Source organism: Janthinobacterium sp. 78 (genome assembly GCF_003096775.1).
Taxonomy (GTDB): domain Bacteria; phylum Pseudomonadota; class Gammaproteobacteria; order Burkholderiales; family Burkholderiaceae_D; genus Janthinobacterium; species Janthinobacterium tructae.
Genome location: NZ_QENT01000001.1, coordinates 430,246 through 453,284, shown reverse-complemented (window position 1 = coordinate 453,284; position 23,039 = coordinate 430,246). Strand labels below are relative to the sequence as shown.

Annotated in this window: 19 protein-coding genes; 3 read left to right on the top strand and 16 right to left on the bottom strand. The window is 64.0% G+C overall.

The window, feature by feature from the left end; translation table 11 throughout:
• Positions 1-47: 47 nt before the first annotated feature.
• The 14 genes from C8C92_RS01915 to C8C92_RS01850 form a co-directional block, all read right to left on the bottom strand.
• The gene (locus C8C92_RS01915; RefSeq protein ID WP_099761129.1) at positions 48-890 is read right to left on the bottom strand and encodes a PPK2 family polyphosphate kinase; all 843 of its coding nucleotides are present in this window, start codon (positions 888-890) and stop codon (positions 48-50) included.
• On the bottom strand, positions 887-1,309 hold the full coding sequence (locus tag C8C92_RS01910) for a CoA-binding protein (protein WP_116742885.1): 423 nt from the start codon (positions 1,307-1,309) through the stop codon (positions 887-889). The genes C8C92_RS01915 and C8C92_RS01910 overlap by 4 nt, the downstream gene beginning before the upstream one ends.
• A gap of 64 nt (positions 1,310-1,373) precedes the next feature.
• On the bottom strand, positions 1,374-2,027 hold the full coding sequence (locus C8C92_RS01905) for a bifunctional 2-keto-4-hydroxyglutarate aldolase/2-keto-3-deoxy-6-phosphogluconate aldolase (protein WP_116742884.1): 654 nt from the start codon (positions 2,025-2,027) through the stop codon (positions 1,374-1,376).
• A gap of 13 nt (positions 2,028-2,040) precedes the next feature.
• A complete protein-coding gene (locus C8C92_RS01900) occupies positions 2,041-2,934 on the bottom strand; it encodes an SMP-30/gluconolactonase/LRE family protein (RefSeq protein WP_116742883.1) in 894 nt (297 codons plus the stop codon).
• Positions 2,935-2,947: 13 nt separating this feature from the next.
• A complete protein-coding gene (gene araD / locus C8C92_RS01895) occupies positions 2,948-4,678 on the bottom strand; it encodes an L-arabinonate dehydratase (protein WP_116742882.1) in 1,731 nt (576 codons plus the stop codon).
• Positions 4,675-5,688 carry a 2-dehydro-3-deoxygalactonokinase gene (locus C8C92_RS01890; RefSeq protein ID WP_116742881.1) on the bottom strand — a complete coding sequence of 338 codons (1,014 nt, stop codon included), beginning with the start codon at positions 5,686-5,688 and terminating at the stop codon, positions 4,675-4,677. The genes araD and C8C92_RS01890 overlap by 4 nt, the downstream gene beginning before the upstream one ends.
• 84 nt (positions 5,689-5,772) lie before the next feature.
• Complete coding sequence (locus tag C8C92_RS01885) at positions 5,773-6,549, bottom strand: hypothetical protein (RefSeq protein ID WP_116742880.1); 777 nt, start codon at positions 6,547-6,549, stop codon at positions 5,773-5,775.
• A complete protein-coding gene (locus C8C92_RS01880; protein ID WP_099761136.1) occupies positions 6,546-7,727 on the bottom strand; it encodes a DNA-binding transcriptional regulator in 1,182 nt (393 codons plus the stop codon). Before C8C92_RS01880 ends, C8C92_RS01885 begins: the two co-directional genes overlap by 4 nt.
• Before the next feature lie 32 nt (positions 7,728-7,759).
• Complete coding sequence (locus C8C92_RS01875) at positions 7,760-8,902, bottom strand: sugar ABC transporter permease (protein ID WP_099761137.1); 1,143 nt, start codon at positions 8,900-8,902, stop codon at positions 7,760-7,762.
• Positions 8,899-10,470 (bottom strand): D-xylose ABC transporter ATP-binding protein, encoded by a 1,572-nt coding sequence (gene xylG / locus C8C92_RS01870; RefSeq protein ID WP_116742879.1) that lies wholly within the window; start codon positions 10,468-10,470, stop codon positions 8,899-8,901. The genes C8C92_RS01875 and xylG overlap by 4 nt, the downstream gene beginning before the upstream one ends.
• A gap of 134 nt (positions 10,471-10,604) precedes the next feature.
• Positions 10,605-11,606, bottom strand: coding sequence for a D-xylose ABC transporter substrate-binding protein (gene xylF, locus C8C92_RS01865; RefSeq protein WP_207780961.1), 1,002 nt, complete (start codon positions 11,604-11,606; stop codon positions 10,605-10,607).
• A gap of 114 nt (positions 11,607-11,720) precedes the next feature.
• Positions 11,721-13,508 carry an IlvD/Edd family dehydratase gene (locus tag C8C92_RS01860; RefSeq protein ID WP_116742878.1) on the bottom strand — a complete coding sequence of 596 codons (1,788 nt, stop codon included), beginning with the start codon at positions 13,506-13,508 and terminating at the stop codon, positions 11,721-11,723.
• Positions 13,505-14,272: an SDR family oxidoreductase gene (locus C8C92_RS01855; protein WP_116742877.1), complete on the bottom strand. Its 768-nt coding sequence runs from the start codon at positions 14,270-14,272 to the stop codon at positions 13,505-13,507. The genes C8C92_RS01860 and C8C92_RS01855 overlap by 4 nt, the downstream gene beginning before the upstream one ends.
• 27 nt (positions 14,273-14,299) lie before the next feature.
• Positions 14,300-15,460: a fumarylacetoacetate hydrolase family protein gene (locus C8C92_RS01850; protein WP_116742876.1), complete on the bottom strand. Its 1,161-nt coding sequence runs from the start codon at positions 15,458-15,460 to the stop codon at positions 14,300-14,302.
• Positions 15,461-15,836: 376 nt separating this feature from the next.
• On the opposite strand from C8C92_RS01850, the gene chvE reads away from it, so the two are divergent.
• From chvE to mmsB, 3 genes are all read left to right on the top strand, one after another.
• Complete coding sequence (gene chvE / locus C8C92_RS01845; RefSeq protein ID WP_116742875.1) at positions 15,837-16,913, top strand: multiple monosaccharide ABC transporter substrate-binding protein; 1,077 nt, start codon at positions 15,837-15,839, stop codon at positions 16,911-16,913.
• 113 nt (positions 16,914-17,026) lie between these two features.
• On the top strand, positions 17,027-18,568 hold the full coding sequence (mmsA, locus tag C8C92_RS01840) for a multiple monosaccharide ABC transporter ATP-binding protein (RefSeq protein ID WP_116742874.1): 1,542 nt from the start codon (positions 17,027-17,029) through the stop codon (positions 18,566-18,568).
• On the top strand, positions 18,558-19,775 hold the full coding sequence (mmsB, locus tag C8C92_RS01835; RefSeq protein WP_116742873.1) for a multiple monosaccharide ABC transporter permease: 1,218 nt from the start codon (positions 18,558-18,560) through the stop codon (positions 19,773-19,775). Before mmsA ends, mmsB begins: the two co-directional genes overlap by 11 nt.
• A 64-nt stretch (positions 19,776-19,839) precedes the next feature.
• Here the strand turns inward: mmsB and C8C92_RS01830 are convergent, their stop codons facing one another.
• Complete coding sequence (locus tag C8C92_RS01830) at positions 19,840-21,471, bottom strand: NAD(P)/FAD-dependent oxidoreductase (protein ID WP_116742872.1); 1,632 nt, start codon at positions 21,469-21,471, stop codon at positions 19,840-19,842.
• Entirely contained in the window at positions 21,471-22,982 is a 1,512-nt protein-coding gene (locus tag C8C92_RS01825; RefSeq protein ID WP_116742871.1) for a polyamine aminopropyltransferase, read from the bottom strand. The genes C8C92_RS01830 and C8C92_RS01825 overlap by 1 nt, the downstream gene beginning before the upstream one ends.
• Positions 22,983-23,039: the final 57 nt, after the last annotated feature.

The following is a 23,039-nucleotide window of genomic DNA, read 5'->3' as shown; positions in this document are numbered from 1 at the left end:
CACAGCGCGGCCGATTCCGCAGGCACAGCGCTGAACTGCCCTGACCTCTACTCGACCTTGAAAGACGACAGTTTCGGGTCCGGCGCCGGGTATTCCAGCTTCATGCCCTGCAGCGTTTCCAGCAGCAGCGAGGCGACCACCAGGTTGCGCTGCGTCTTGGAGTTCGATGGCACCACGTACCACGGCGCGTGATCGGCATCGGTCTCGCGGATCGCCGTTTCATAGGCGCGCTGGTAGCCATCCCACTTCTTGCGCTGGGCGATATCGTTGGGATCGAACTTCCACTGGCGGTCGGGATCGTCAAGCCGCTCCTGCAGCCGTCCCCGTTGCTCGTCCTTCGAGATATGCAGGAAGACTTTCAGGATGACGGTGCCCGTTTCGCTCAGCATGCGCTCGAAATCGCGGATCTGCGCGTAGCGGCGCTGGCATTCGGCTTTGTCGATCATGTCCTGCACCCGCGTGATCAGCACATCTTCGTAGTGGCTGCGGTTGAAGATGGCGATCTCGCCCCTGACGGGCACGTGCTGGTGCACGCGCCACAGGTAATCGTGCGCCAGTTCGATGTCGGTGGGGCCCTTGAACGCCACGGCGCGGATGCCCATCGGGTTGATGTTGCTGAAGATGGCCTTGACCGTGCCATCCTTGCCCGAGGTATCCATGCCCTGCAGGACCAGCAGCACCTTCTTTTTGTGCTGCGCATACAGCATGCTCTGGCACTCGGCGATCTGCGCCGTCAGGGCCACGGTTTCCTCGCGGTCCAGGGCCTTGCACTGGGCAGGCGTGAGCTTCTTGTTGGCCGCCTTGGTGGCGGCGCCCAGCAGGCGCTTGCCGGCGAATTCCTCGTTCAGCTCGAAGCCCTGGCCGGCGCGAAATTGCGTGCGCGCCTTCATGCCGCCACCGCCAGCTTGCGGTGCTCAATTTTTGTGCAGTGGTCCATCACCACATCCAGGCCAGCCGCCCGCGCCAGCTGCGCCGCCTGCTCGTTGATGATATCGAGCTGCAGCCACAAACAGCCTGCCTTGACGGCGATGGCTTCCTCGGCGATGGGCAGGATATCCTCGGACTTGCGGAAGCAGTCGACGATGTCGATGTGCGCCGGCGCCACGGCCGCTGCGGCCTGCGTCAGGGTGGCATAGGCGCGCTGGCCCAGCACTTCCTTGCCGGCGAGGGCCGGATTGACGGGCAACACGCGGTAGCCATGCTGCAGCAGGTAATCTGCCACTTCATGGCTGGCGCGTTCGGGCTTGTCGGACATGCCGACGATGGCGATGATGCGGCTGTCTTGCAGGATACGGGCGATGTTGGACATGGTTTCTGTAGTTGGGCGTGCGACATTGCCCGCCTAGCGTAGCAGATTCCAGTCGCGCCGGGAGCTAGCCAGAAGACTTAGAAGTCCGCACGGCCGCCATCTTCGCCACGAAAGCCTGTGCGCGCGCCATCACGGCCGCGTAATCTCCCGTGGCGCCCGGGCCACTCAGGCTGCCGCCGATACCCACGGCCACGGCGCCGCTGGCAAACCATGCATGCAGGTTTTCCACCGTCACGCCGCCCGTCGGCATCAACGGCGCTTGCGGCAACGGTGCGCGCAGGGCCTTGATGTAGGCGGGGCCGAACATCTCGGCGGGGAAGACCTTGACGATGTCGGCGCCCGCCTGCAGGGCCGTGACGATTTCCGTCGGCGTCATCGCGCCCGGCATGGCCAGCACCTGATAGCGCTGGCACAGCGTGATCGTTTCCACGTTGACGCTGGGCGAAATGATGAACTGGGCGCCGGCCAGGATGGCGGCGCGCGCCGTCTCCGTATCGAGCACCGTGCCCGCGCCCAGCAGCACATCCGCGCCATGGCGTTCGCGCAGGGTGCGCAGCACGCCCAGGGTATCGGGCGTGGTGAAGGCCACTTCCAGCGCCGTGATGCCGCCGGCGATGCACGCCTCGGCGATCTGCAGCGCCGCATCGGGCGAGCCGGCGCGCACGATGCCGACCATGCCCCGCTCGATAATGCCTTCGAAAATCGTATGTTTTTGCATATGCTCTCTCCTGTCAGGCCGGCAGGGCGCCAAAGCGCACTTCCGGCAAACCGCGCACGTCCACCTGGCGCGCATGAAACAATCCTCCGGCCAGCGGTTCGCCCGCCAGCTGGGCCGGCGTCAAACTTTCCTGCGCGGTGGTGACGAACAATTCGTCGTAGTGCGGGCCGCCCAGGCTCACGCAGCTGGGCTGCGAGACGGGCAAGGTGATCGCGCGCTCGACGCTGCCATCCGGCGCGAAGCGCAATACCCGTCCCGCGCCCCATTGCGCGCTCCACAAGTGGTCGTGCGCATCGATGGTGGCGCCGTCGGCGGCGCCGGGGCCGGGATCGAGCACGGCAAACACGCGCACCCGGCTGGCGTCCCCCCCCAGGTAATCGTCCCAGCGGTAGATCGCCTTCTTCATCGAATCGCAAAAATACATGGCCGTGCCATCGACGCTGAAGCAGATGCTGTTCGAGATGGCGATCGGTGGCAGCGGCAAGCGCTCCAGGCTCAAATCCAGGTTGAGGCGGTAAAAGCTGGCGATCGCATCGCGGCAGGGGCGCTCATCGAGCGTGCCGAAGACAAAGCGTCCCTGGCGGTCGCAGCGGCCATCGTTCAGGCGCGTCATGGGCAAGTCGCCCTCTACCGTGTGCAAGGGCGTGACGGCCCCGCTGCGCGCGTCAAACCACGCCAGGCGCGAGGCCAGTCCCAGCAGCAGCACCTCGTCGCGGTCCGTCAGCGCGAAACACGCCAGGCGCTCGGGCATGGCCCAGCTCTGGCGTTCGCCCGTGGCCAGCACCAGCGCATGCAGCTGGCAGCCTTCGATATTCGTCCAGAAAACGCGGCCGCTGCGTTCGCACCAGCGCACGCCCTCGCCCAGGAAATTCTGCGCATCGACCAGCAATTGGGCCCGTGTCCCCATCATTTTTCCTCTTTTAGTGTGATTCGCGTGGAACGGCCGAACCCCGGCAGCCGACGAGAAAATCCAGGTCCGCGCCTTCGTCGGCCTGCGTCACGTGCCTGATGTACATGGACTGGTAGCCGCCCTTCATGGCCGGCTCGGGTGCGCGCCACTCTGCGCGCCGGCGCGCCAGCTCGGCCTCGTCGATGTCCAGGTGCAAGCGCCGCCCCGCCACGTCGAGTTCAATCATGTCGCCATCGCGCACCAGCGCCAGCGGCCCGCCCACGGCCGCTTCGGGCGCCACGTGCAGCACCACCGTGCCGTAGGCCGTGCCGCTCATGCGCGCATCCGAGATGCGCACCATGTCGCGCACGCCCTGCTCCAGCAGTTTTTTCGGCAGTCCCATATTGCCCACCTCGGCCATGCCCGGATAGCCCTGCGGGCCGCAATTTTGCAGCACCATCACGCAGCTGGCATCGATATCGAGCGCGGGATCGTCGATTCTTTTTTTATAGTGCTCGATGCTGTTGAAGACGACGGCGCGGCCACGGTGCTGCATCAGCTCGGGCGAAGCGGCGGAAGGCTTGATGACGGCGCCGCGCGGGGCCAGGTTGCCCTGCAGGACGGCGATGCCGCCCTCGTCCTTGAATGGCTGCGCCAGCGGCGTGATCACCTCGGGATTGAAATTTTCCGCTTCGGCCACGTTGACGGCCATGCTGGCGCCCGTGACGGTGAGCGCCTCGCCATGCAATGTGCCCAGCAGGTCGCGGATGATCACGGGCAGGCCGCCCGCATAGTAAAAATCCTCCATCAGGTACTGGCCCGACGGCATCAGGTTCAGCAGGCAGGGAATGTCGCGGCCCAGGCGGTCCCAGTCGGCCAGGCGCATGTCCACGCCGATGCGCCCGGCAATGGCCAGCAGGTGGATCACGGCATTGGTCGAGCCGCCGATGGCGCCGTTGACCATGATGGCGTTTTCAAACGCTGCGCGCGTGAGGATCTGCGACAGTTTCAGGTCTTCATGCACCATGTCGACGATACGCCGGCCCGTCAGTTGCGCCTGCAGCTTGCGGCGCGCATCGACGGCGGGAATGGCCGCGTTGCCGGGCAGGGTCACGCCCAGCGCCTCGACCATGCTGGCCATGGTGGACGCCGTGCCCATGGTCATGCAGTGGCCGGCGGAGCGCGACATGCACGCTTCGGCCTGCTTGAATTCGGCGGACGTCATGCGCCCGGCGCGCACGTCTTCGGAAAACTTCCACACATCGGTGCCCGAACCGATCGGTTTGCCGCGGTAGTTCCCATTCAACATGGGGCCGCCCGACAGCACGATGGTGGGCAAGTCCACGCTGGCCGCGCCCATCAGCAGGGCCGGGGTGGTCTTGTCGCAGCCCGTCAGCAGTACCACGCCGTCGATCGGGTTGGCGCGGATCGATTCCTCGACATCCATGCTGGCCAGGTTACGGAACAGCATGGCCGTCGGGCGCAGATTCGTCTCGCCCAGCGACATGACGGGAAATTCGACGGGAAAGCCGCCCGCTTCAAGCACGCCGCGCTTGACCATCTCGGCCAGGTCGCGGAAATGGCCATTGCAAGGCGTCAGCTCGGACCAGGTATTGCAGATGCCGATGACCGGACGGCCATCGAAGGCGTCGCCGGGATAGCCCTGGTTCTTCATCCAGCTGCGGTGAATAAAACTGTCCTTGTCGTCGCCGCCAAACCACGACTGCGAACGCAAGGGACGCTTGTTCTTGTTGTCACTCATACCGTCTCCTGCGGGGAAATCAAGCCGCGCGCGGCGGCGATCAGCAGCGCACCGTGACCGGCCAGATGGGCTTGCTGCTGGTCGTCGACGATGATGCGCTTGCCATAAAAAAATCCGTGTTCTTCGATCAGCAAGCCGAGCGCCTGGCGCAGCATGGGCTTGCCGGTAATGACGAGCGGCGTATCGGGCCGCATCTGGATGGCGGTGCTGTTGCGCAGCGCCAGCAAGTCGCCGCTGAGGACAGCGCCCATCAGGAAATTGGCCCGCTCATTGCATTCGACGGCGCTGAACTGGCCCAGCGTGCGCACGCTGAAACAGGCGCGCGCCAGCCCCGTTTTTTGCGCCGCGGCCGCGCCGGCCAGCAGCATTTTCGGCACCAGGGTCTGCGCAAAACCGCCATCGACCGATTGCTTGATCAGGGTATGCTGCGTGATCGCCTGCAGCAGCTCGCCCGCGATGGTGGTGCTGCAGCCGAGGATGCGGCGTTGCTCGTCCACGCTGATCAATTTGGTATGCGAACCGGGCATGATCAGGGTCGCCGCGCCGCGCAACTGCAAGCGCTCGAGCAGCGCGACGACTTCCGTCTCTTCGCCGCGCATCATGTCCATCGCCTCGACGTTATGCAGGCCGACGGCGCCATGCTGGTTGCGCACGCCGGGGATCAGCCACAGGGGCTGCGCCAGCACGTCGGGCAAGTCCACCGCCTGCATGCCTTGCGCCAGCTGGGCCAGGCCGGCGGGCGCCGGCAAATGCGCCACTTCCTGCACGCCCATGGGCGAGCTGATCATGCCCGAGGCCAGCGCCAGGTCCACGGCGGACGGCGCGATGCCGGCGCTGGACAGCACGCTGGCGATGGTGTCGCGCAGCGCCTGTTTCAGCGCGCCGTTATGGCCATCGATGGCGGTATTGCGCACGCCCGTTTCCAGCTGCGCCTGGGCGACGACGGCGCCTGCGCGCCACAGCAAGGTACGCGTATTGGTGGTGCCGGCATCGATGGTGAGTATGTTCATGGGCAGATTCGCAGCGTCGGTCAGGACAAAAATAAATGAGGGAAAAACTACCCCATGGTAGAACTGCCCCGCATATCTGACCAATCACTTATTTGACATCATTGATACCGGTTCGGATATGTCAAACGCGTCGATATCCTGCACGCCCAAACGGTAGGCGAGCGTGAAGCGCATCACCTGTCCCGGCTGCAATTGCACGCCCCGCGCCAGCAGGGAAAAACAGCATGCATCGGAAGACAGATGGCAGCTGTCCTGGCTACTGGAAAAACGCAAGACCCTGCCAGAGGCGGGATCGGCAACCCGCGCCACCTCGCGCAGCTGGCCGCTGCCCATCCAGTAAAAGTCATGCCCGAATCCCGGCAAGTTCACCAGCGCGGGCCAGGCCAGGCGCGATGCGAGCGGCGCCGGCTGGCGAAAGTCAAACGCGCTGCCCGCCACATCGCGCGGAGCATCGCTGGCGCAGCCGCCAGGCCAAGGCCAATAATGGTCGGCGGCCAGGCGCAGCACATGGTCGCCCACGGCGGCATGATGACCCTGCAGATTGAAGCGCGGCGCAGCAAGCGCGAAACGGGAAATGGTATCGGCCGTGGCGGCGCAGTCGAGGTGCAGGCTGCCATCGTCATCAAGCCGGTAGGCCAGGCGCACCGACAGGCCGTCGTGCGCCAGGTGCAGCAGCAAGTGGCCGTCCTCCGGCGGCGCGCACTGCCAGCCCGTGGACGACCGCGCCGCAGGGGGCGCCGCGCCCAGTACATCGGCCTGGCGGCCATAGCGGTCGGGTGCCCACCAGGCCCGCACGCTGGCATCGTGCGCGTCGATGGCCACGCGCATGCCGCGCGCATTGTGCAAGGTAAACATCGTCATGGCGGTGGCCCGCTGCGCTGCTGGAATTCGCGCGGCGTGCAACCGAGTTCGCGCTTGAAGACGGCGTGCATGTACTGCACCGTGGTAAAGCCGCAACGCACGGCCACCTCGGCCACCTGTCCCGGCCCGCGCGCCAGCAGGGTCTTGGCTGCATCGAGCTTGAAATGCAGGATTTCGTCGTGCACGCTGCGCCCCAGTTCCTGGCGGAAGTGCGCTTCGAGCGAGGAGCGCGACACGCCCACGTAATCGGCCACCTGCTCCGTCTTGATGCCCTGGCACGCGTACTGGCGGATGAAATGGCGCGCCTGCATCACCTGCGGATGCTGGAAGGGCTGGTGACAGGTGGAGGCAAGCACGTTCAGGCCGGCCGGCGGCACCAGGATGCGCGTGCCGGACAGGCGCGCGCCATTCAACATCTGGTGCAGCAAATGCGCCGCCGTGCGGCCCATTTCCTCGGTGCCCTGGATCACGGAACTCAATGGAATGCGTGTGAGCATGCGCGCCAGCGGGTCGTTGTCGATGCCGATCAGGGCCACTTGCTCCGGCACGGCGATGCCCGCGTGCATGCACGCTTGCAGCAGCTGGCGCGCGCGCGCGTCGCTGACGGCGATGATGCCGACGGGTTTTTCCAGGCTGTTGAGCCAGGCGATCTGCTGCTCCACCGCTTCGTCCCACGCGGGCGCGCTGGTGGCGACGCCGCGGTACACATCGGCGCGCATGTGGTCGCGCTGCATCAAGGCGCAAAACGCCGTTTCGCGCTCCTGCGCCCAGCGGTTGACATCGGCCTCGGGCAGGCTGAAACAGGCAAAGCGGCTCAGGCCCGCTTCCACCAGATGTTCATAGGCCAGCTTGACGATCTTGAAATTATCAGTTGCCACGTAGGGGATGCCGGCCGGGTAATCCTCGGCGCGCGCATACGAGCCGCCCACGGCCACCACGGGCAACCGGCTGTGCGCCAGCGCCGCGCAGACGGCGGGATCGTCGAAATCGGCGATGATGCCGTCGCCCTGCCAGCGCTCGATGCCGGGCAGGCGGCAGCGAAAATCCTCTTCCAGGAACAGGTCCCACGATACGCGCGTGGTGTTCAGGTAGGCGGCGATGCCCGCGATGATGTCGCGGTCGTAGATTTTATTGCCGTTAAACAGCAGCGCGATCCGGTGCGCGGTCGGCATCTTCATGGTGTCTCCTCGCGTGCCAGATCGTTTCACGGCTATTTACGCCCCGCTCGCGTGCTGACATCGACCCACACGGCCAAAGTGAGGATACTGCCTTTCACGATCATCTGCCAGTAAGTGTCCACGTCCAGCATGGACATGCCGTTATCCAGGCTGGCCATGACCAGCGCGCCGATCAGGGCGCCGTACACGGTGCCCGAGCCGCCGCGCATCGAGGTGCCGCCGATGAAGCAGGCGGCAATCGCATCGAGTTCGCTGAAGGTGCCGGCCGATGGGGAACCTGCCGCCAGGCGGCCCGTGTTGATCAGGCCCGCCAGCGCGCACATCAGGCCCATGATGCCGAAGATCCACAGCTTGACGGCTTTCACGTTGATGCCGGACAAACGCGTCGCCTCCATATTGCTGCCGACGGCGTAGATGCGGCGGCCGAACACGGTCTGGCTGGTGATGTAGCTGAACAGTCCCAGCAAGGCCAGCAACAACAGCACGGGCAGCGGGATGCCTTCATAGCCGTTCAGGGTTTGCACGAAGGCGTACAGCACGGCGCCGATGACGGCCAGGCGCAAGCCGTCAGCCCAGGGCGCCGTCTGCGGCAAGCCATGCTGCGCGCGGCTGGCGCGCGCGCGCCACGTCAGGAAGGCGGCCAGCAGGAACAGGCCGACGCCCAGCACGATGCCGGGCACCGCGGGCAGGTAGCCCTGCCCCAGGTAGACCATCGGCTCGGAGACGGGCGCGATGGTGATGCCGCCCGTGATGCCCAGCAGGATGCCGCGATACGCGAGCATGCCGCCCAGGCCGACGATGAAGGAGGGAATGCCCCGGTACGCCGTCAGGTAGCCATTCAAGAGGCCGATCACCAGGCCGCAGCCGAGTACGGCCGCCAGGTTCAGCGCCAGCGGCCAGTGCTGCGTCACGTCCAGCACGGCGGCGATGCCGCCCAATAGCCCCAGCAGGGAACCGATCGACAGGTCGATCTCGCCGGCGATAATCACCAGCACCATGCCGCAGGCGAGGATGCCGGTGACGGACATCTGGCGCAGCAGGTTCGACAGGTTGCGCGGCGTGAGGAAACTGCCCTGCGTCTTCCACGAAAAGAAGGCCCAGATCAGCGCTACGGCGATCAAGAGGGCCAGCATCTTGTATTGGGTGAACAGCTGTTTGATACTGTGCGGTTTCATGCTGCGGGTTCCTTGTTTGCGGTGTTGGTGGCGGGCGCCGGACGCTGGTCCAGCGCCGCCGCCAGCACGGTTTCCTGGCTCAGGCCATCGTTGATAAAGTCGCCGCGCAGGCGGCCCTCGCCCATCACCAGCACGCGGTCGGACACGCCCAGCACTTCGGCCAGTTCCGACGAGACCATGATGATGGCCACGCCCCGGTCGGCCAGCGCCAGCATCAATTTGTAGATTTCATATTTGGCGCCCACATCGACGCCGCGCGTGGGCTCGTCGAGGATCAGCACGCGCGGGCGCGTCAGCAACATCTTCGCCAGCACGGCCTTTTGCTGGTTGCCGCCCGACAGACTCGTAATGGGCAGCGACGGACTGGCCGCCTTCAGTTCCAGCTGGGCGATCTCGCCGCGCACGGCCGCCAGTTCCGCCTCGCCATCGATGCGCGTGGCGCGCGCGAATGTCTCCAGCACGGCCAGCGTGATGTTCTGCCCCACGTCGAGGTCGGGCACGATGCCGTGGTGCTTGCGGTCTTCCGGCACCATGGCCAGGCCCATGGCGATGGCCTTTTGCGGAGACGAGGTGTCTATGCGGCGGCCATCGAGCCACACCTCGGCCTGGCACGGCCCCTGGTAGGCGCCGAACAGGGCCGAGACAAGCTCCGTGCGCCCCGCCCCCACCAGGCCGGCGATGCCGAGGATCTCGCCTTTGCGCAGGGTAAATGAGACGTCGTCGACCCGCTTGCGCTGCGGGTTGTCGGCATCGATGCACGTCACGTGGCGCGCCTCGAACAGCACTTCGCCGATAGGTGCCGGCTGCGCGCGTTGCGGGTACAGCTGGCTCATTTCGCGGCCCACCATCTGCGCGATGATGCGCTCGACGTTCATCTGCGCCATCGGCGTGGTGGCGATATGCTTGCCGTCGCGGATGACGACGATGGTGTCGCAGATGGCCGCCACTTCATCGAGCTTGTGCGAAATGTAGATGCAGGTGACGCCCTTGGCTTTCAGGGCGCGCAGGATATCGAGCAGCACGGCGATTTCCGACGCCGTCAGCGACGATGACGGCTCGTCGAGGATCAGCAGGCGCGCATTCTTGTTGAGCGCCTTGGCGATTTCCACCAGCTGCTGGTGGCCGCCGCCGTAATTCATCACGGGCTGCGCCACGTTCAGTTCGGGAATTTTCAGTTCGCGCAGCAGCTCGTCGGCGCGCTTGTACATGGCCGCGTAATGCATGCGCCCGCCGGGCAGGGTAAGCTCGCGGCCCATGAAGATATTCTCGGCCACGGACAGCTGCGGCACCAGCATCAGTTCCTGGTGGATGATGATGATGCCCGCGTCTTCCGTGTCGCGGATCGATTGCGCGCGCAGGGGCTGGCCATCCCACAGGATCTCGCCATCCCAGGTGCCGTGCGGGTAGACGCCGGACAGCACCTTCATCAGGGTCGACTTGCCGGCGCCATTCTCGCCGCACAAGCCGATGCACTCGCCGGCCCGCACCTGCAGGTCGATGCCGTCAAGCGCGCGAACACCGCCAAACTGTTTGACGATGCCTTTCATTTCAAGCAGATAGTCGGACATGCTCACTCTCGTTGCTGATGACAGAAACTACACCAGTTGTAGCTGGTATTCCCACCCCAACGTCGAAAGGCCGGGGTCGGACCCTGAGGGTCCGACCCCAGATTCCGCCGTTGGGGTAAAAATGAAGTGGGCGATTAATTGCCCAGCTGCGCCTTGGTATAGAAACCGTCATCGACGAGAATGTTCACATTCGCCTTGGTCAGGGGCGTTGGTTTCAGCAGCACCGTGCTGACTTTTTTCAGGCCGTTGTCATAGCTGGAGTTGTAGGCCGGCTTTTCATTGCGCGCCAGCTGGATGGCCAGCTTGGCCGCTTCCGATGCGATGGTTTTCAACGGCTTGTAGACGGTCATCGACTGCGTGCCGGCGATCACGCGTTTCACCGCCGCCAGGTCGGCATCCTGGCCCGAAACGGGCACCTTGCCAGCGAGTTTTTGCGCAGCCAGGGCCTGGATGGCGCCGCCGGCCGTGCCGTCGTTCGAGGCGACGATGGCGTCGATCTTGTTGTTATTGGCCGTCAGCGCGTTTTCCACGATGGACAGCGCTTCGGTGGCGCTCCAGTCCTTCACCCACTGCTGGCCGACGATCTTGATGTCGCCCTTGTCGATGAACGGTTTGAGTACTTTCATCTGGCCTTCGCGCAGCATCTTGGCGTTATTGTCGGTGGGCGAGCCGCCCAGCAGGTAGTAATTGCCCTTCGGCTGCAGCTTGGTCACGCCTTCGGCCTGCATCTCGCCCACTTTCTCGTTGTCGAACGAGATGTACGCGTCGATATCGGCGTTCAGGATCAGGCGGTCATACGACAGCACCTTGATGCCGGCCTTTTTCGCTTCCTTGACGGTGTTGTTGAGCACAGTGGCATTGAACGGCACGATCACCAGCACGTCCACGCCGCGCGAGATCAGGTTTTCGATTTGCGAAATCTGCCGCTGCTCGCTGGCGTCGGCCGACTGTACGAAGACCTTGGCGCCCTGCTTCTCGGCGGCGGCGATGAAGAAATCGCGGTCACGCGTCCAGCGTTCCACGCGCAAGTCGTCGATGGAAAAACCGATCTTCGGGTTTTTCGCATCGGCCAGGGCGGCGCTGCTGCTCAATGCCAGCATGGCGGTCATGATGGCTGCACTGATGATCTTGTTCATTGTGTGTCTCCTTGTGGATTTTATTAACAACGTTTTTTTCACTACGGGTGCTGCTGAAAAATTTTATGTCTGTGGTGGTGTCGGGTTACGCACGGAGCGCTAACCCGACCTACATCAATGGTTGTGGCGTGGCAGGGTCTGGCCCACGGCGCGGTATTTCAGCGCCAGCTCCATGCAGGCGCCCGTTTCCAGCTGGCCCACGCTGGCGCGGTACATCTCCTGCCACGGCGTGGCGCTGTCGTTGACGGGCGGCGGCAGCTCCTGCGCGCGGCGCGCCAGCTCCGTGGCATCGACCAGCATGTCGCACTGGCCCGCATTCAAGTCCACGCGGATGATGTCGCCCGTGCGCAGCAGCGCCAAGCCGCCGCCCACGGCGCTTTCCGGCGAGGCGTTCAGGATCGAGGGGCTGTCCGAGGTGCCCGACTGGCGCCCGTCGCCCAGTGTCGGCAGGTTCAAGATGCCGGCCATGAGGAGCGCGTCGGGCGGCTGCATGTTGACCACCTCGGCCGAACCGGGCCAGCCCACGGGGCCGGCGCCGCGCATGACCAGCATGCAGCTGTCGTCAATCGCCAAAGCCGGATCGTTGATGCGCGCGTGATAGTCAGATGAACCGTCAAAGACGATGGCGCGCGCCTCGAACACGCCTTCGCTGCCGGGACGCGACAGGTAGCGCTCGCGGAAAGCGGGCGAGATCACGCTGGTCTTCATGATGGCAAAATCAAACAGGTTGCCCTGCAAGGCCATGAAACCGGCCTTTTCCTTCAGCGGCGCGGCAAACGGGCGGATCATCTCGCGGTCCGCGCTTTCACGGCCCGCCAGGTTTAACGCCATGCTCTGGCCCGTGACCGTCAACCGGTCCGCGTGCAGCAAGCCCGCCTGCTGCAGCTCCCACATCACGGCAGGCACGCCGCCGGCGCGGTGAAAGCGCTCGCCCAGGTATTTGCCGGCCGGCTGCATGTTCAACAGCAGCGGCACGTCGTAACCGTGTTCCATCCAGTCGCTCGAATGCAATGCCACGCCCGCATGGCGCGCCATGGCCATCAAATGCGGCTGCGCGTTGGTCGAGCCGCCGATGGCCGCGTTGACGATGATGGCGTCCAGGAACGCCTCGCGCGTGAGGATGCTCGACGGGCGCACGTCGTCATGCGCCAGCTCGACGATGCGGCGCCCCGTGGCATAGGCGATCTGGCCCCGCTCGCGGTATGGCGCGGGGATGGCCGAACAGCCCGTCAGGGACATGCCCAGCACCTCGGCCAGCGCATTCATGGTCGATGCCGTGCCCATGGTGTTGCAGTGGCCGGCCGACGGCGCCGAGGCGGCGGCGATCTGCAGGAATTTGTCGTTGTCGATCAAGCCGGCGGACAACTGGCGGCGGCCCTTCCAGATGGCGGCGCCGGAACCCACCAGTTCGCCGTCCATCCAGCCATCGAGCATGGGGCCGCCCGACAGCACGATGGCGGGAATATCCACCGTGGCGGCGGCCATCAGCTGCGCCGGCGTGGTCTTGTCGCAGCCCGTCGTCAGCACCACGGCGTCGATCGGGTAGCCGTGCAGGATTTCCACCAGGCCCAGATACGCCAGATTGCGGTCCAGCGCGGCCGTAGGACGGCGGCAGTTCTCGAAGATCGGGTGCAGCGGGAATTCCATCGGGATGCCGCCCGCGTCGCGGATGCCGTCGCGCACGCGCTGCGCCAGTTCCAGGTGGATGCGGTTGCAGGGACTGATGTCGCTGCCGCTTTGCGCAATGCCGATGATGGGCCGGCCTGAACGCAGCTCCTCGGCCGTGATGCCGTAGTTCATGAAGCGCTCCAGGTACAGCGCCGTCATGTCGATGTGCTCGGGATTGTCGAACCAGTCCTGCGAGCGGAAGCGCCGCGCCGGGTGTTTATCCGAGGTGCTCATGCGCCGTACCAGCCGGCGTCGACATAGTATTCGCGGCCCGCGCACTTGGCCGCGTTGTCCGACGCGAGGAACAGCGCCAGCGCCGCCACGTCTTCCGGCTCCACGCGCGTTTGCAGGCACTGTCCCTGCAGGATCAACGCTTCCGCCTCCGGCGTATGCCACAGCCGCTCCTGGCGCGGCGTGCGCACGGCACCGGGAATGATGCAGTTGACGCGGATGCCGTCGACGCCCAGGTCGCGCGCCAGGCCGCGCGTGAGACCCTCGATGCCGGCTTTCGCCGTCATGTAGATCGACAGGCGCGCCTGCGCCAGATGCCAGGAAATCGAGCCCAGGTTGAGGATCACGCCGCTGCCCTTGGCGCGCATGGCCGGCGCCACTGCCTGGGCGCAGAAATACTGGTGGCGCAAGTTGACGGCCATGCGCTCGTCCCAGTAGGCGGGTGTGACGTCCTGCAACTGGTGGCGGTCGTCATTGGCCGCGTTGTTGACAAGGATATCGGTACCACCGCTGGCGTTTTCGATCTCGGCGAAGGTGGCGGCCAGGGCGCCCAGATCCGTCAGGTCGCAATAGCGGAAAACGGGCGGCTGCGGCAGGTGCGCCAGCGTTTCCTGCAGCGCGCGCGAAGGTTCGTTGGCGATATCGAGGAAAGTGACGTGGGCGCCCTGGCGCGCGAACGCCTCGACGATGGCCACGCCGATGCCGGTGCCGCCGCCCGTGATGATGACGCGCTTGCCGGCCAGGCTGGGGTAAGTTGCATGCTGCATGGTGTCTCTCTATTTAAAATAATCGGATCAAAGCAAACCGCGTTTGGCCAGGTTCTGATACAGCGCACGTACGCCGAACGTCCAGGGAGGAATCGCATCGCAGCGCTGCACCTCGTTGACCAGCGCGCCCAGCGCGGCGCTGGCAATCGTCACGCGGTCGCACAGGTGATGGGTAAAACCGCCGCCCTGCGCGCCGCGGTCCTTCACGGGCGAGAACATGGTGCCCAGGAACAGCATGAAACCGTCCGGATACTGGTGGTACTGGCCCGCCGTCTGGCGCACCAGGTCGAGCGGGTCGCGGCTGATCTCGCGCATGAAACTGGCGCCTTCGAGCACAAAGCCGTCGTCCGCGCCTTCGATCAGCAGCGACACTTCGGCCTGGCGCACGGTCTCGAGCGTGAAGTGTTCATCGAACAGGCGGATGAAGGGGCCGATGGCGCAGGAGCCGTTGTTGTCCTTGGCCTTGCCCAGCAACAGGGCGCTGCGCCCTTCGATATCGCGCAGGTTGACGTCGTTGCCCAGGGTCGCCCCCAGCACCTCGCCGCGGCTGTTGACGGCCAGGACGATCTCCGGCTCCGGGTTGTTCCAGGCGGACGATGGCAGCAAGCCCACCTGCGCGCAGCAACCCACCGACGACATCGGCTGCGCCTTGGTAAACACTTCCGCATCGGGGCCGATGCCCACTTCCATGTATTGCGACCAGGCGCCGCGCTGCTGCAGCTGCTGTTTCAGGCGCTGCGCCGCCTCCGAGCCGGGTTTTAATGCCGACAAGTCGCCGCCCAATGTCATTTGCAGCGCAGTGCGCAAGCTCGCGGCGCGTGCCGCATCGCCGCCCGCCTGTTCCTCGATCACCCGTTCCAGCAGGCTGACGGCGAAGGTCACGCCACAGGCCTTGACGGCCTGCAGGTCGCACGGCGCCAGCAGCAGCGGCTCGCCTGCCGGTGCGGCCAGCGCCTGCGCCAGCAGCGCCTGCACGGGGCCGAGCGCGATACCGGGCGCATGGCGGGCGATATCGAGTGCATCGCTGCGCTCGAACAGCTCGGCCACCGTCGCCACCGTCTGCGTGATGTCGACCACCTCGCCGCCGCGCACGGCGACGACGCAAGGTCCGTCACGCCAGATGCGGCCGATGAGGAGGGCCTGCGCCAGGTCGGCGGGCAACAGGGAGGCGGGGGAAATCGGCTGCATGGCAAGCTTTCAAAAGGTCGTGACGGGATGGCAGGTCTTCAAGTCCGGACCGATTCTGCGCGCCGGCCTGTATCGCCGCAATTACGAAAATCACCAAATTGAATGATGATTATTGGTATTGCAGCGCACCAAAAAAAGCTGCTGCCCGGCCCCCGTTTCCACCCTGTCAGCAGGCGGAAAGGGGCGGCATGGCGCATTGCATCAATTGACCGATCGATACCGTTTTGGATATCAGCTATGCGAAAAAAGTGATTGGTGAGGGATGGATGGACAAACTAGTATCAGCCGTGGCCTGCAATCGGCCATCCGCACGGAGCCCGCCCACTGGGACGACGGCCCTGGCACATTCAACTATCGAAGACGGTGGAGACCTGAAATGAAAACAACAATGAAAATGCTGACCGCGAGCCTGGCGCTGGCCATCTCCGGCATGGCGGTAATGCCCGTGGCAAGCGCCGCCGACAAGGGCGCGATCGGCATCTCGATGCCGACCAAGTCGTCCATGCGCTGGATCGCCGATGGCGACAACATGGTCAAGGTATTCAAGGAGCGCGGCTACAAGACGGACTTGCAGTTTGCCGACGACGATATCCCGAACCAGTTGGCGCAGGTGGAAAACATGATCACCAAGGGCGCCAAGGTGCTGGTGATTGCCGCCATCGACGGCACCACCTTGTCGAACGTGCTGCAAAAGGCAGCCGACAAGGGCATCAAGGTCATCTCGTATGACCGTCTGATCCGCGGCACGAAAAACATCGATTACTACGCCACCTTCGACAACTTCCAGGTCGGCGTGCTGCAGGCGGGCTATATCGAAGCGGCGCTGAAACTCAAGGAAGGCAAGGGCCCGTTCAATATCGAACTGTTTGGCGGTTCGGCCGACGACAACAACGCGCACTTCTTCTACAACGGCGCGCTGTCGGTCCTGAAACCCTACATCGACAGCGGCAAGCTGGTGGTGCGCTCGAAGCAGATGGGCATGGAAAAAGTGGCCACCCTGCGCTGGGATGGCGCCGTGGCACAAGCCCGCATGGACAACCTGCTCAGCGCCTACTACGGCAATGCCCGCGTCGACGCCGTGCTGTCGCCGTATGACGGCTTGAGCATCGGCATCCTGTCCTCGCTCAAGGGCGTCGGCTACGGCACGCCGAAACAACCGTTTCCCGTCGTGACGGGCCAGGATGCGGAAATCCCGTCGGTGAAATCGATCATCCGCGGCGAACAGGCATCGACCGTGTTCAAGGACACACGCGAACTGGCCAAGGTCACGGCGAACATGGTCGACGCGATGATGAGCGGCAAAGCGCCGGCCGTCAACGATACCAAGACCTACAACAACGGCGTGAAGGTGGTGCCATCGTACCTGCTGAAACCGGTCACCGTCGACAAGGCGAACTGGAAGCAGGTGCTCGTCACCGGCAGCGGCTACTACACGGAAGCGCAAGTGAAATAAGCATCGACGGTACTGAAGGCCCGGCGCTGCCGGGCCTTTCGCTTCATGCATTATCCAGAACAAGACTGCCGCACGACCGATGCCGACCAGCGCGGCCGTGCCAGAGAGGTTATATGACGAACACTATCCTGGAAATGCGCGGGATACGCAAAACATTCCCGGGCGTCGTGGCGCTCGACAATGTCAACCTGCGGGTACGCAGCGGCGAGATCCACGCCATCGTCGGCGAAAACGGCGCCGGCAAATCGACCCTGATGAAAGTGCTGAGCGGCGTCTACGGCCATGGCAGCTATACGGGCGACATCGATTACCTGGGCCAGACGCGGCACTTCCGCGGCATCAAGGACAGCGAAGAAATCGGCATCATCATCATCCACCAGGAACTGGCGCTGGTGCCCCAGTTGTCGATCGCCGAGAATATCTTCCTCGGCAACGAACCGGCCCATATGGGCGTCATCGACTGGGAATACGCGCAAACGAAGACGCGCGAACTGCTGCACAAAGTCGGCCTGAAAGAGTCCCCGGACACCCTGATCACCAACCTGGGCGTGGGCAAGCAGCAGCTGATCGAAATCGCCAAGGCGCTGTGCAAGGACGTCAAGCTGCTGATCCTCGACGAGCCGACGGCCAGCTTGAACGAAAGCGACAGCGCGGCCCTGCTCGACCTGCTGCTGGATCTGAAAGCGCAGGGTATCGCCTCGATCCTGATTTCACACAAGCTCAATGAAATTTCACGTGTCGCCGATGCCATCACGGTGCTGCGCGACGGGAACACGGTCGACAGTTTCGACTGCCGCATCGAGCCCGTCAGCGAAGACCGCATCATTGAAAAAATGGTCGGGCGCGAGATGGCCGACCGCTATCCGCCGCGCACGCCGACGATAGGCGAGACCATTTTCGAGGTGCGCGACTGGCGCGTCTTCCATCCCGAGCATGCCGACCGCCCCGTCATCAAGGGCATCAATATGCACGCCAAAAAGGGCGAGATCATCGGCATCGCCGGTTTGATGGGCTCCGGGCGCACGGAACTGGCGATGAGCATTTTCGGGCGCGCCTACGGCCAGCGCATCAGCGGCACGGTGCTCAAGAATGGCCAGGAAATCGATGTCAGCACCATCGGCAAGGCGATCGCCCATGGCCTCGCGTATGTCACGGAAGACCGCAAGGGCCTGGGCCTGATCCTCGAGGAAGACATCCAGAAGAACACCAGCCTGGCCAACCTGGATGCGATTTCCAGGCACATGGTGATCGACGAGCAGCGTGAATTCGGCGTGGCCGAGGAGTTCCGCCGCAAGCTCAAGACCCGTTGCTCGAGCGTGGCGCAAAAGGTGGTCAATCTGTCCGGCGGCAACCAGCAGAAAGTGGTGCTGGCGAAGTGGCTGTTTTCGCGCCCCGACATCCTGATCCTCGATGAACCGAGCCGCGGCATCGACGTGGGCGCCAAATATGAGATCTACAGCATCATCAGCGAGCTGGCCGCCGAAGGCAAATGCATCATCATGATTTCCTCGGAAATGCCGGAACTGCTGGGCATGTGCGACCGGATCTATGTCATGAACGAAGGCCGCTTCGCGGCAGAACTGAGCGCGGCAGAAGCATCGCAGGAACGCATCATGCGCGCGATCGTTACACACGGAGAAAACAATGGACAATAAACTGACAGCAGGCGTGCCGGCAGCAGCAGCGCCAGCGGCCGCGCCGCAAGCGAAAAGCTATGCCGGCTTTTTGAAGAACAATATGCGCGACTACGGCATGCTGCTCTCCCTGATCGCCATCATGGGCTTTTTCCAGTACATGACCGATGGCACCCTGATGCAGCCGCTGAACCTGACGAACCTGGTGCTGCAAAACAGCTACATCGTCATCATGGCGCTGGGCATGCTGATGGTCATCGTGGCCGGCCATATCGATTTGTCCGTCGGCTCCGTGGTCGGCTTCGTCGGCGCGCTGGCGGCCGTCCTGATCGTCAACTACGAGATGAACTTTGTCGCCGCCAGCATCATCTGCCTGATCGCCGGCGCCGTCATCGGCGGCGCGCAAGGCTATTTCGTCGCCTTCTTCAAGATCCCGTCGTTTATCGTCACCCTGGCCGGCATGCTGGTGTTCAAGGGCCTGACCCTGGCGCTGCTCGCTGGCCAGTCGGTCGGCCCCTTCCCGGAAGGCTTCCAGATGCTCAGCTCGGGCTTTTTACCCGATCCGTTCGGCGGTGAAAACCTGCGCGGCCTGTCGCTGCTGCTGGGCGTGATCGCCGCCGCGGCGCTGATCTTCACCTCGCTGCGCAGCCGCGCCAAGCAACTGAAACACGGCATGGAAAACGAGCCACGCGCCTTCTTCCTGCTGAAAAACGCGATCTTCGCCGCCGTGATGGTGTATTTCAGCTACCTGCTGTCGTCGTACCGCGGTTTCCCGAACGTGCTGGCCGTGATGTCGGTGCTGATCGTCGCCTACACCTTCATTACCAACCGCACCGTGCTGGGCCGCCGCGTGTATGCCGTGGGCGGCAACGAGAAGGCGGCGCGCCTGTCCGGCATCAAGACGGAACGGGTAAGCTTCTACACCTTCGTCAACATGGGCATGCTGGCCGCGCTGGCCGGCCTGATCTTCGCGGCGCGCCTGAACACGGCCACGCCGAAGGCCGGCACAGGATTCGAGCTCGACGTGATCGCCGCCTGCTTCATCGGCGGCGCCTCGGCCTCGGGCGGCGTGGGCAAGGTGATGGGGGCCGTGATCGGTGCCTTCATCATGGGCGTGATGAACAACGGCATGTCCATCATGGGCATCGGCATCGATTACCAGCAGGTGATCAAAGGCCTGGTGCTGCTGGCGGCCGTCTTCATCGACGTCATTAATAAAAATAAATGAGAAGAACAAGGAAGTACAGGTTCGAGCCTTAGGGGGCTCTGGCCGGCGCTTGCGCCGGCCTTTTTCATTTCACCGCCAGGCGCGCGGCCCTGTCCCCCCACCACGCCGCTTCCTCAAACACGGAAAAGCCCGACAAATCGGCATGCGCGAACAGGATGGCGCCGTCGTGCTCGCGCAGCGCCTTCAAGCCCGCATTGCTGCGAAATCCAGGTAACGGTGCGGCCATGGCGTGGCCGCGCACGGTGATGTCGACGCGCTCGACGCAGCTGGCAAAATCGCGTCCATACGCCGTCTTTAAATCGACGCTGGCCAGCGCCAGCAATTGCTCGGGCGTGGCCACATCTAACCATTTGCGCGCTTGCTGCGGCGTGCGGTCGGACAAGGCCACGTAGGCGCTGAAGACGGTTTTCTCGGGCGGGCGCACACGGATATCCTGGTGCGTGGAGACGACATAGCCGAGGCCCGGTTCCTGATACACCACGTTGTCCCAGCACAGCGGCGCATGCGGCAGTTCGTCGGGAAAGCGTTTCAGTAAAAAATTCGCCACCATCCACGGCGCATACGCGGGCGTATCGCGCTTCGCGTCAAAGCCATAGTCGGCGATATTGTTCACTACGCGCGCCGCGACATACAGCGGCATGGCGCAGATGGCCTTGCGCGCCTTGACCAGGTAGGTGCGCGGCTGGCCATCGACCAGCTCCAGGCACAGCGCTTCGACGCCCTGGTCCGTCGTCTGCACGGACACCACCGTGCCCGCATGACGTTGGACACCCGAGGCCTGCTCCATGGCCGTGGCCACGGGTTGCATGCCACCGGGCCAGGTCAGCCAGGCGCCGTTGCCCGCATTCGCCGCCTGGCCCCAGCGGCTGCAATAGTAATGCAGGCCGGCCCAGGCCGACACCTGGTCATAGCGCGTGCCATAGTCGTCGCGGCAGCAGTAATTCAGATACCAGTGCAAGGTGGGCGAGGTATAGCCTTCGCGCTCCATCCACTGCTTCAAGGTGATGGCGTCGAGCGCCTGCCAGGCCGGGTCTTGCGACGATTCCACGGTGGGAAAGACAAACACGCGCTTGCCGTCGTTGCCGCGCGCCTGGCGCAGCTGCGCCACCTGCGCAAAGAAGCGCGCGTGCTGCGCCAGTTCCGCAGGCAGCACGCCTTCGGTGGGAATGAAGCCATCCTGCCAGTGACCGTTGAACAGCAATCGTTCTTCCGGCGCGTGCAAAATATAACGCTCGTCGTAAGTCGGCTTTTCCGCCTGCGGGTCGCGCTGGATAATTCCCAGGTCGAACAGGATCTCGCGCACATGGGTCGATTCGGGTGAAGGCAGCGGCAAATAATGACCACCGGTCGGATAGGCCAGCTCGCCGAAGTGGCCGCCGGCCGCGTTGCCGTAGGGCTGCGGGCCGTCGATCATCAGGAAATCCTGGTGCCCCAGCTTGTTCAGGCGCCATGCCGCCGTCAGGCCGGCGATGCCGGAACCTAAAATTGCCACGTCGGTGCTCAAGATGCGTGTAGGCGGCGGCAGCGCCGTGTGCTCACGCAGCAGCTTGCGCAAATAGTGTCCCTCGCTGCGGCCCGGATACAGCACCTTCGGCGTGATTTCCTGCCAGCGCAGATACGCGGCGATGCTGCCGATGCCGGCGGCGGCCGCCGCCGTGCCACCGGCAGCCCACAGCATGAAGGAGCGGCGCTGCATCAGCGGATCACCCGGTTCCAGTCCTGCTCGAATTCATGCACGAGCGACTGGGTATTGAGGCGATTCGGCGCCATCGGCAGCGGCTGCATGTCGGGCGGGAAGATGAACATTTCGCGCGTGGTGTCCGCATTCAGGTAGCGCATCGGCAGGCGGTATGTCGTCGGCGGTGTGTAGTCTAGCTGGGGCGAGGCCAGAATAAAACCCCATTCGCCGAACGAGGGTACGTAGGCGTGGTAGGGCCAGGTGCGCATGCCCACTTCGCGCAGGGTCGCATTGATGGTCCAGTAGGCGTGCGGAGCAAAGAACGGCGACGTCGATTGCACCACCATCAAGCCCTTGACCGCCAGGTGTTTTTTCACCAGGTCGTAGAAGGGCACGGAATACAGTTTGCCGAGCGCGAAGCTGGAGGGATCGGGGAAGTCGACGATGGCCGCGTCGAACATGTCGCCGTTGTTGCGCAGCCAGACGGCGGCATCGGCATTAACGACGGTGACGCGCTTGTCCGAGAACGAATTGTTATTCAGCTTTGCCAGTTCCGGGCGCGTGGTAAACGCGGCCGTCATGGCGGGGTCGAGGTCGACCACGGTGACGTGTTCTATATGGGGATAACGCAGGATTTCGCGCAGCGCCAGGCCATCGCCACCGCCCAGCACCAGCACGCGGCGCGCCCATGGCAAGGCTTCCAGCACGGGGTGCACCAGCGCCTCGTGGTAGCGGTACTCGTCGCGCGAGGAAAACTGCAGGTTGCCATTGATGTACAGCCGCGTATCGTCCTTCCAGCGCGTGATCACCAGGCGCTGGTAGGGCGTGGTGGTGGAATACACGATCTGGTCGCCGAACAGGCCGTGCTCACCCCACTCCACCATGCGGTCCGACATGGCAAAGCCGGTCACCAGCAGCAGCAGCACGGCGCAGGCGCGCAGGAAGCGCCCCGTGAGGTTTTTCAGTTCGGCGCGAAACACGTAAATGCTCCACAGGCCGACGGCCACATTCAGCATGCCGAACAAAAAGCCCGTGCGCACCAGTCCCAGGTACGGCGACAGCACCAGCGGAAACAGCAGGGAGACGGCCAGCGCACCCAGGTAATCGAAGGTGAGCACACGGCTGACCAGTTCGGAAAATTCGGTTTGCCGCGTGTTCAGCGCACGCATCACCAGCGGCACTTCCATGCCGACCAGTGCGCCGATCAGGAACACCATCACATACAATAAGGTGCGAAATGGCGCCGCCATCCACGAAAACGTCATGAACAGGATGGCGGCCGAGAGGCCGCCGATCAGGCCCACGGCCAGCTCGATGTCGACGAAGCGCGAGAGCACGTCGTCGTCCTTGACATACTTTGAAAAGTGAGCACCCACACCCATGGCAAACAGGTAGCAGCCAATGATGGTGGAAAACTGCAGGATGGAGTCGCCGAGCAGGTAGCTGGACATGGCGCCGGCGATCAGCTCATACGCGAGGCCGCAGGAGGCGACCACGAAGACGGACAAGATCAGAATTTTTTTGTTCATGGGACTTTTTTTGTTCTAATATGCGTTGACGTTATCAAATACTCATTGCGAGGAAAG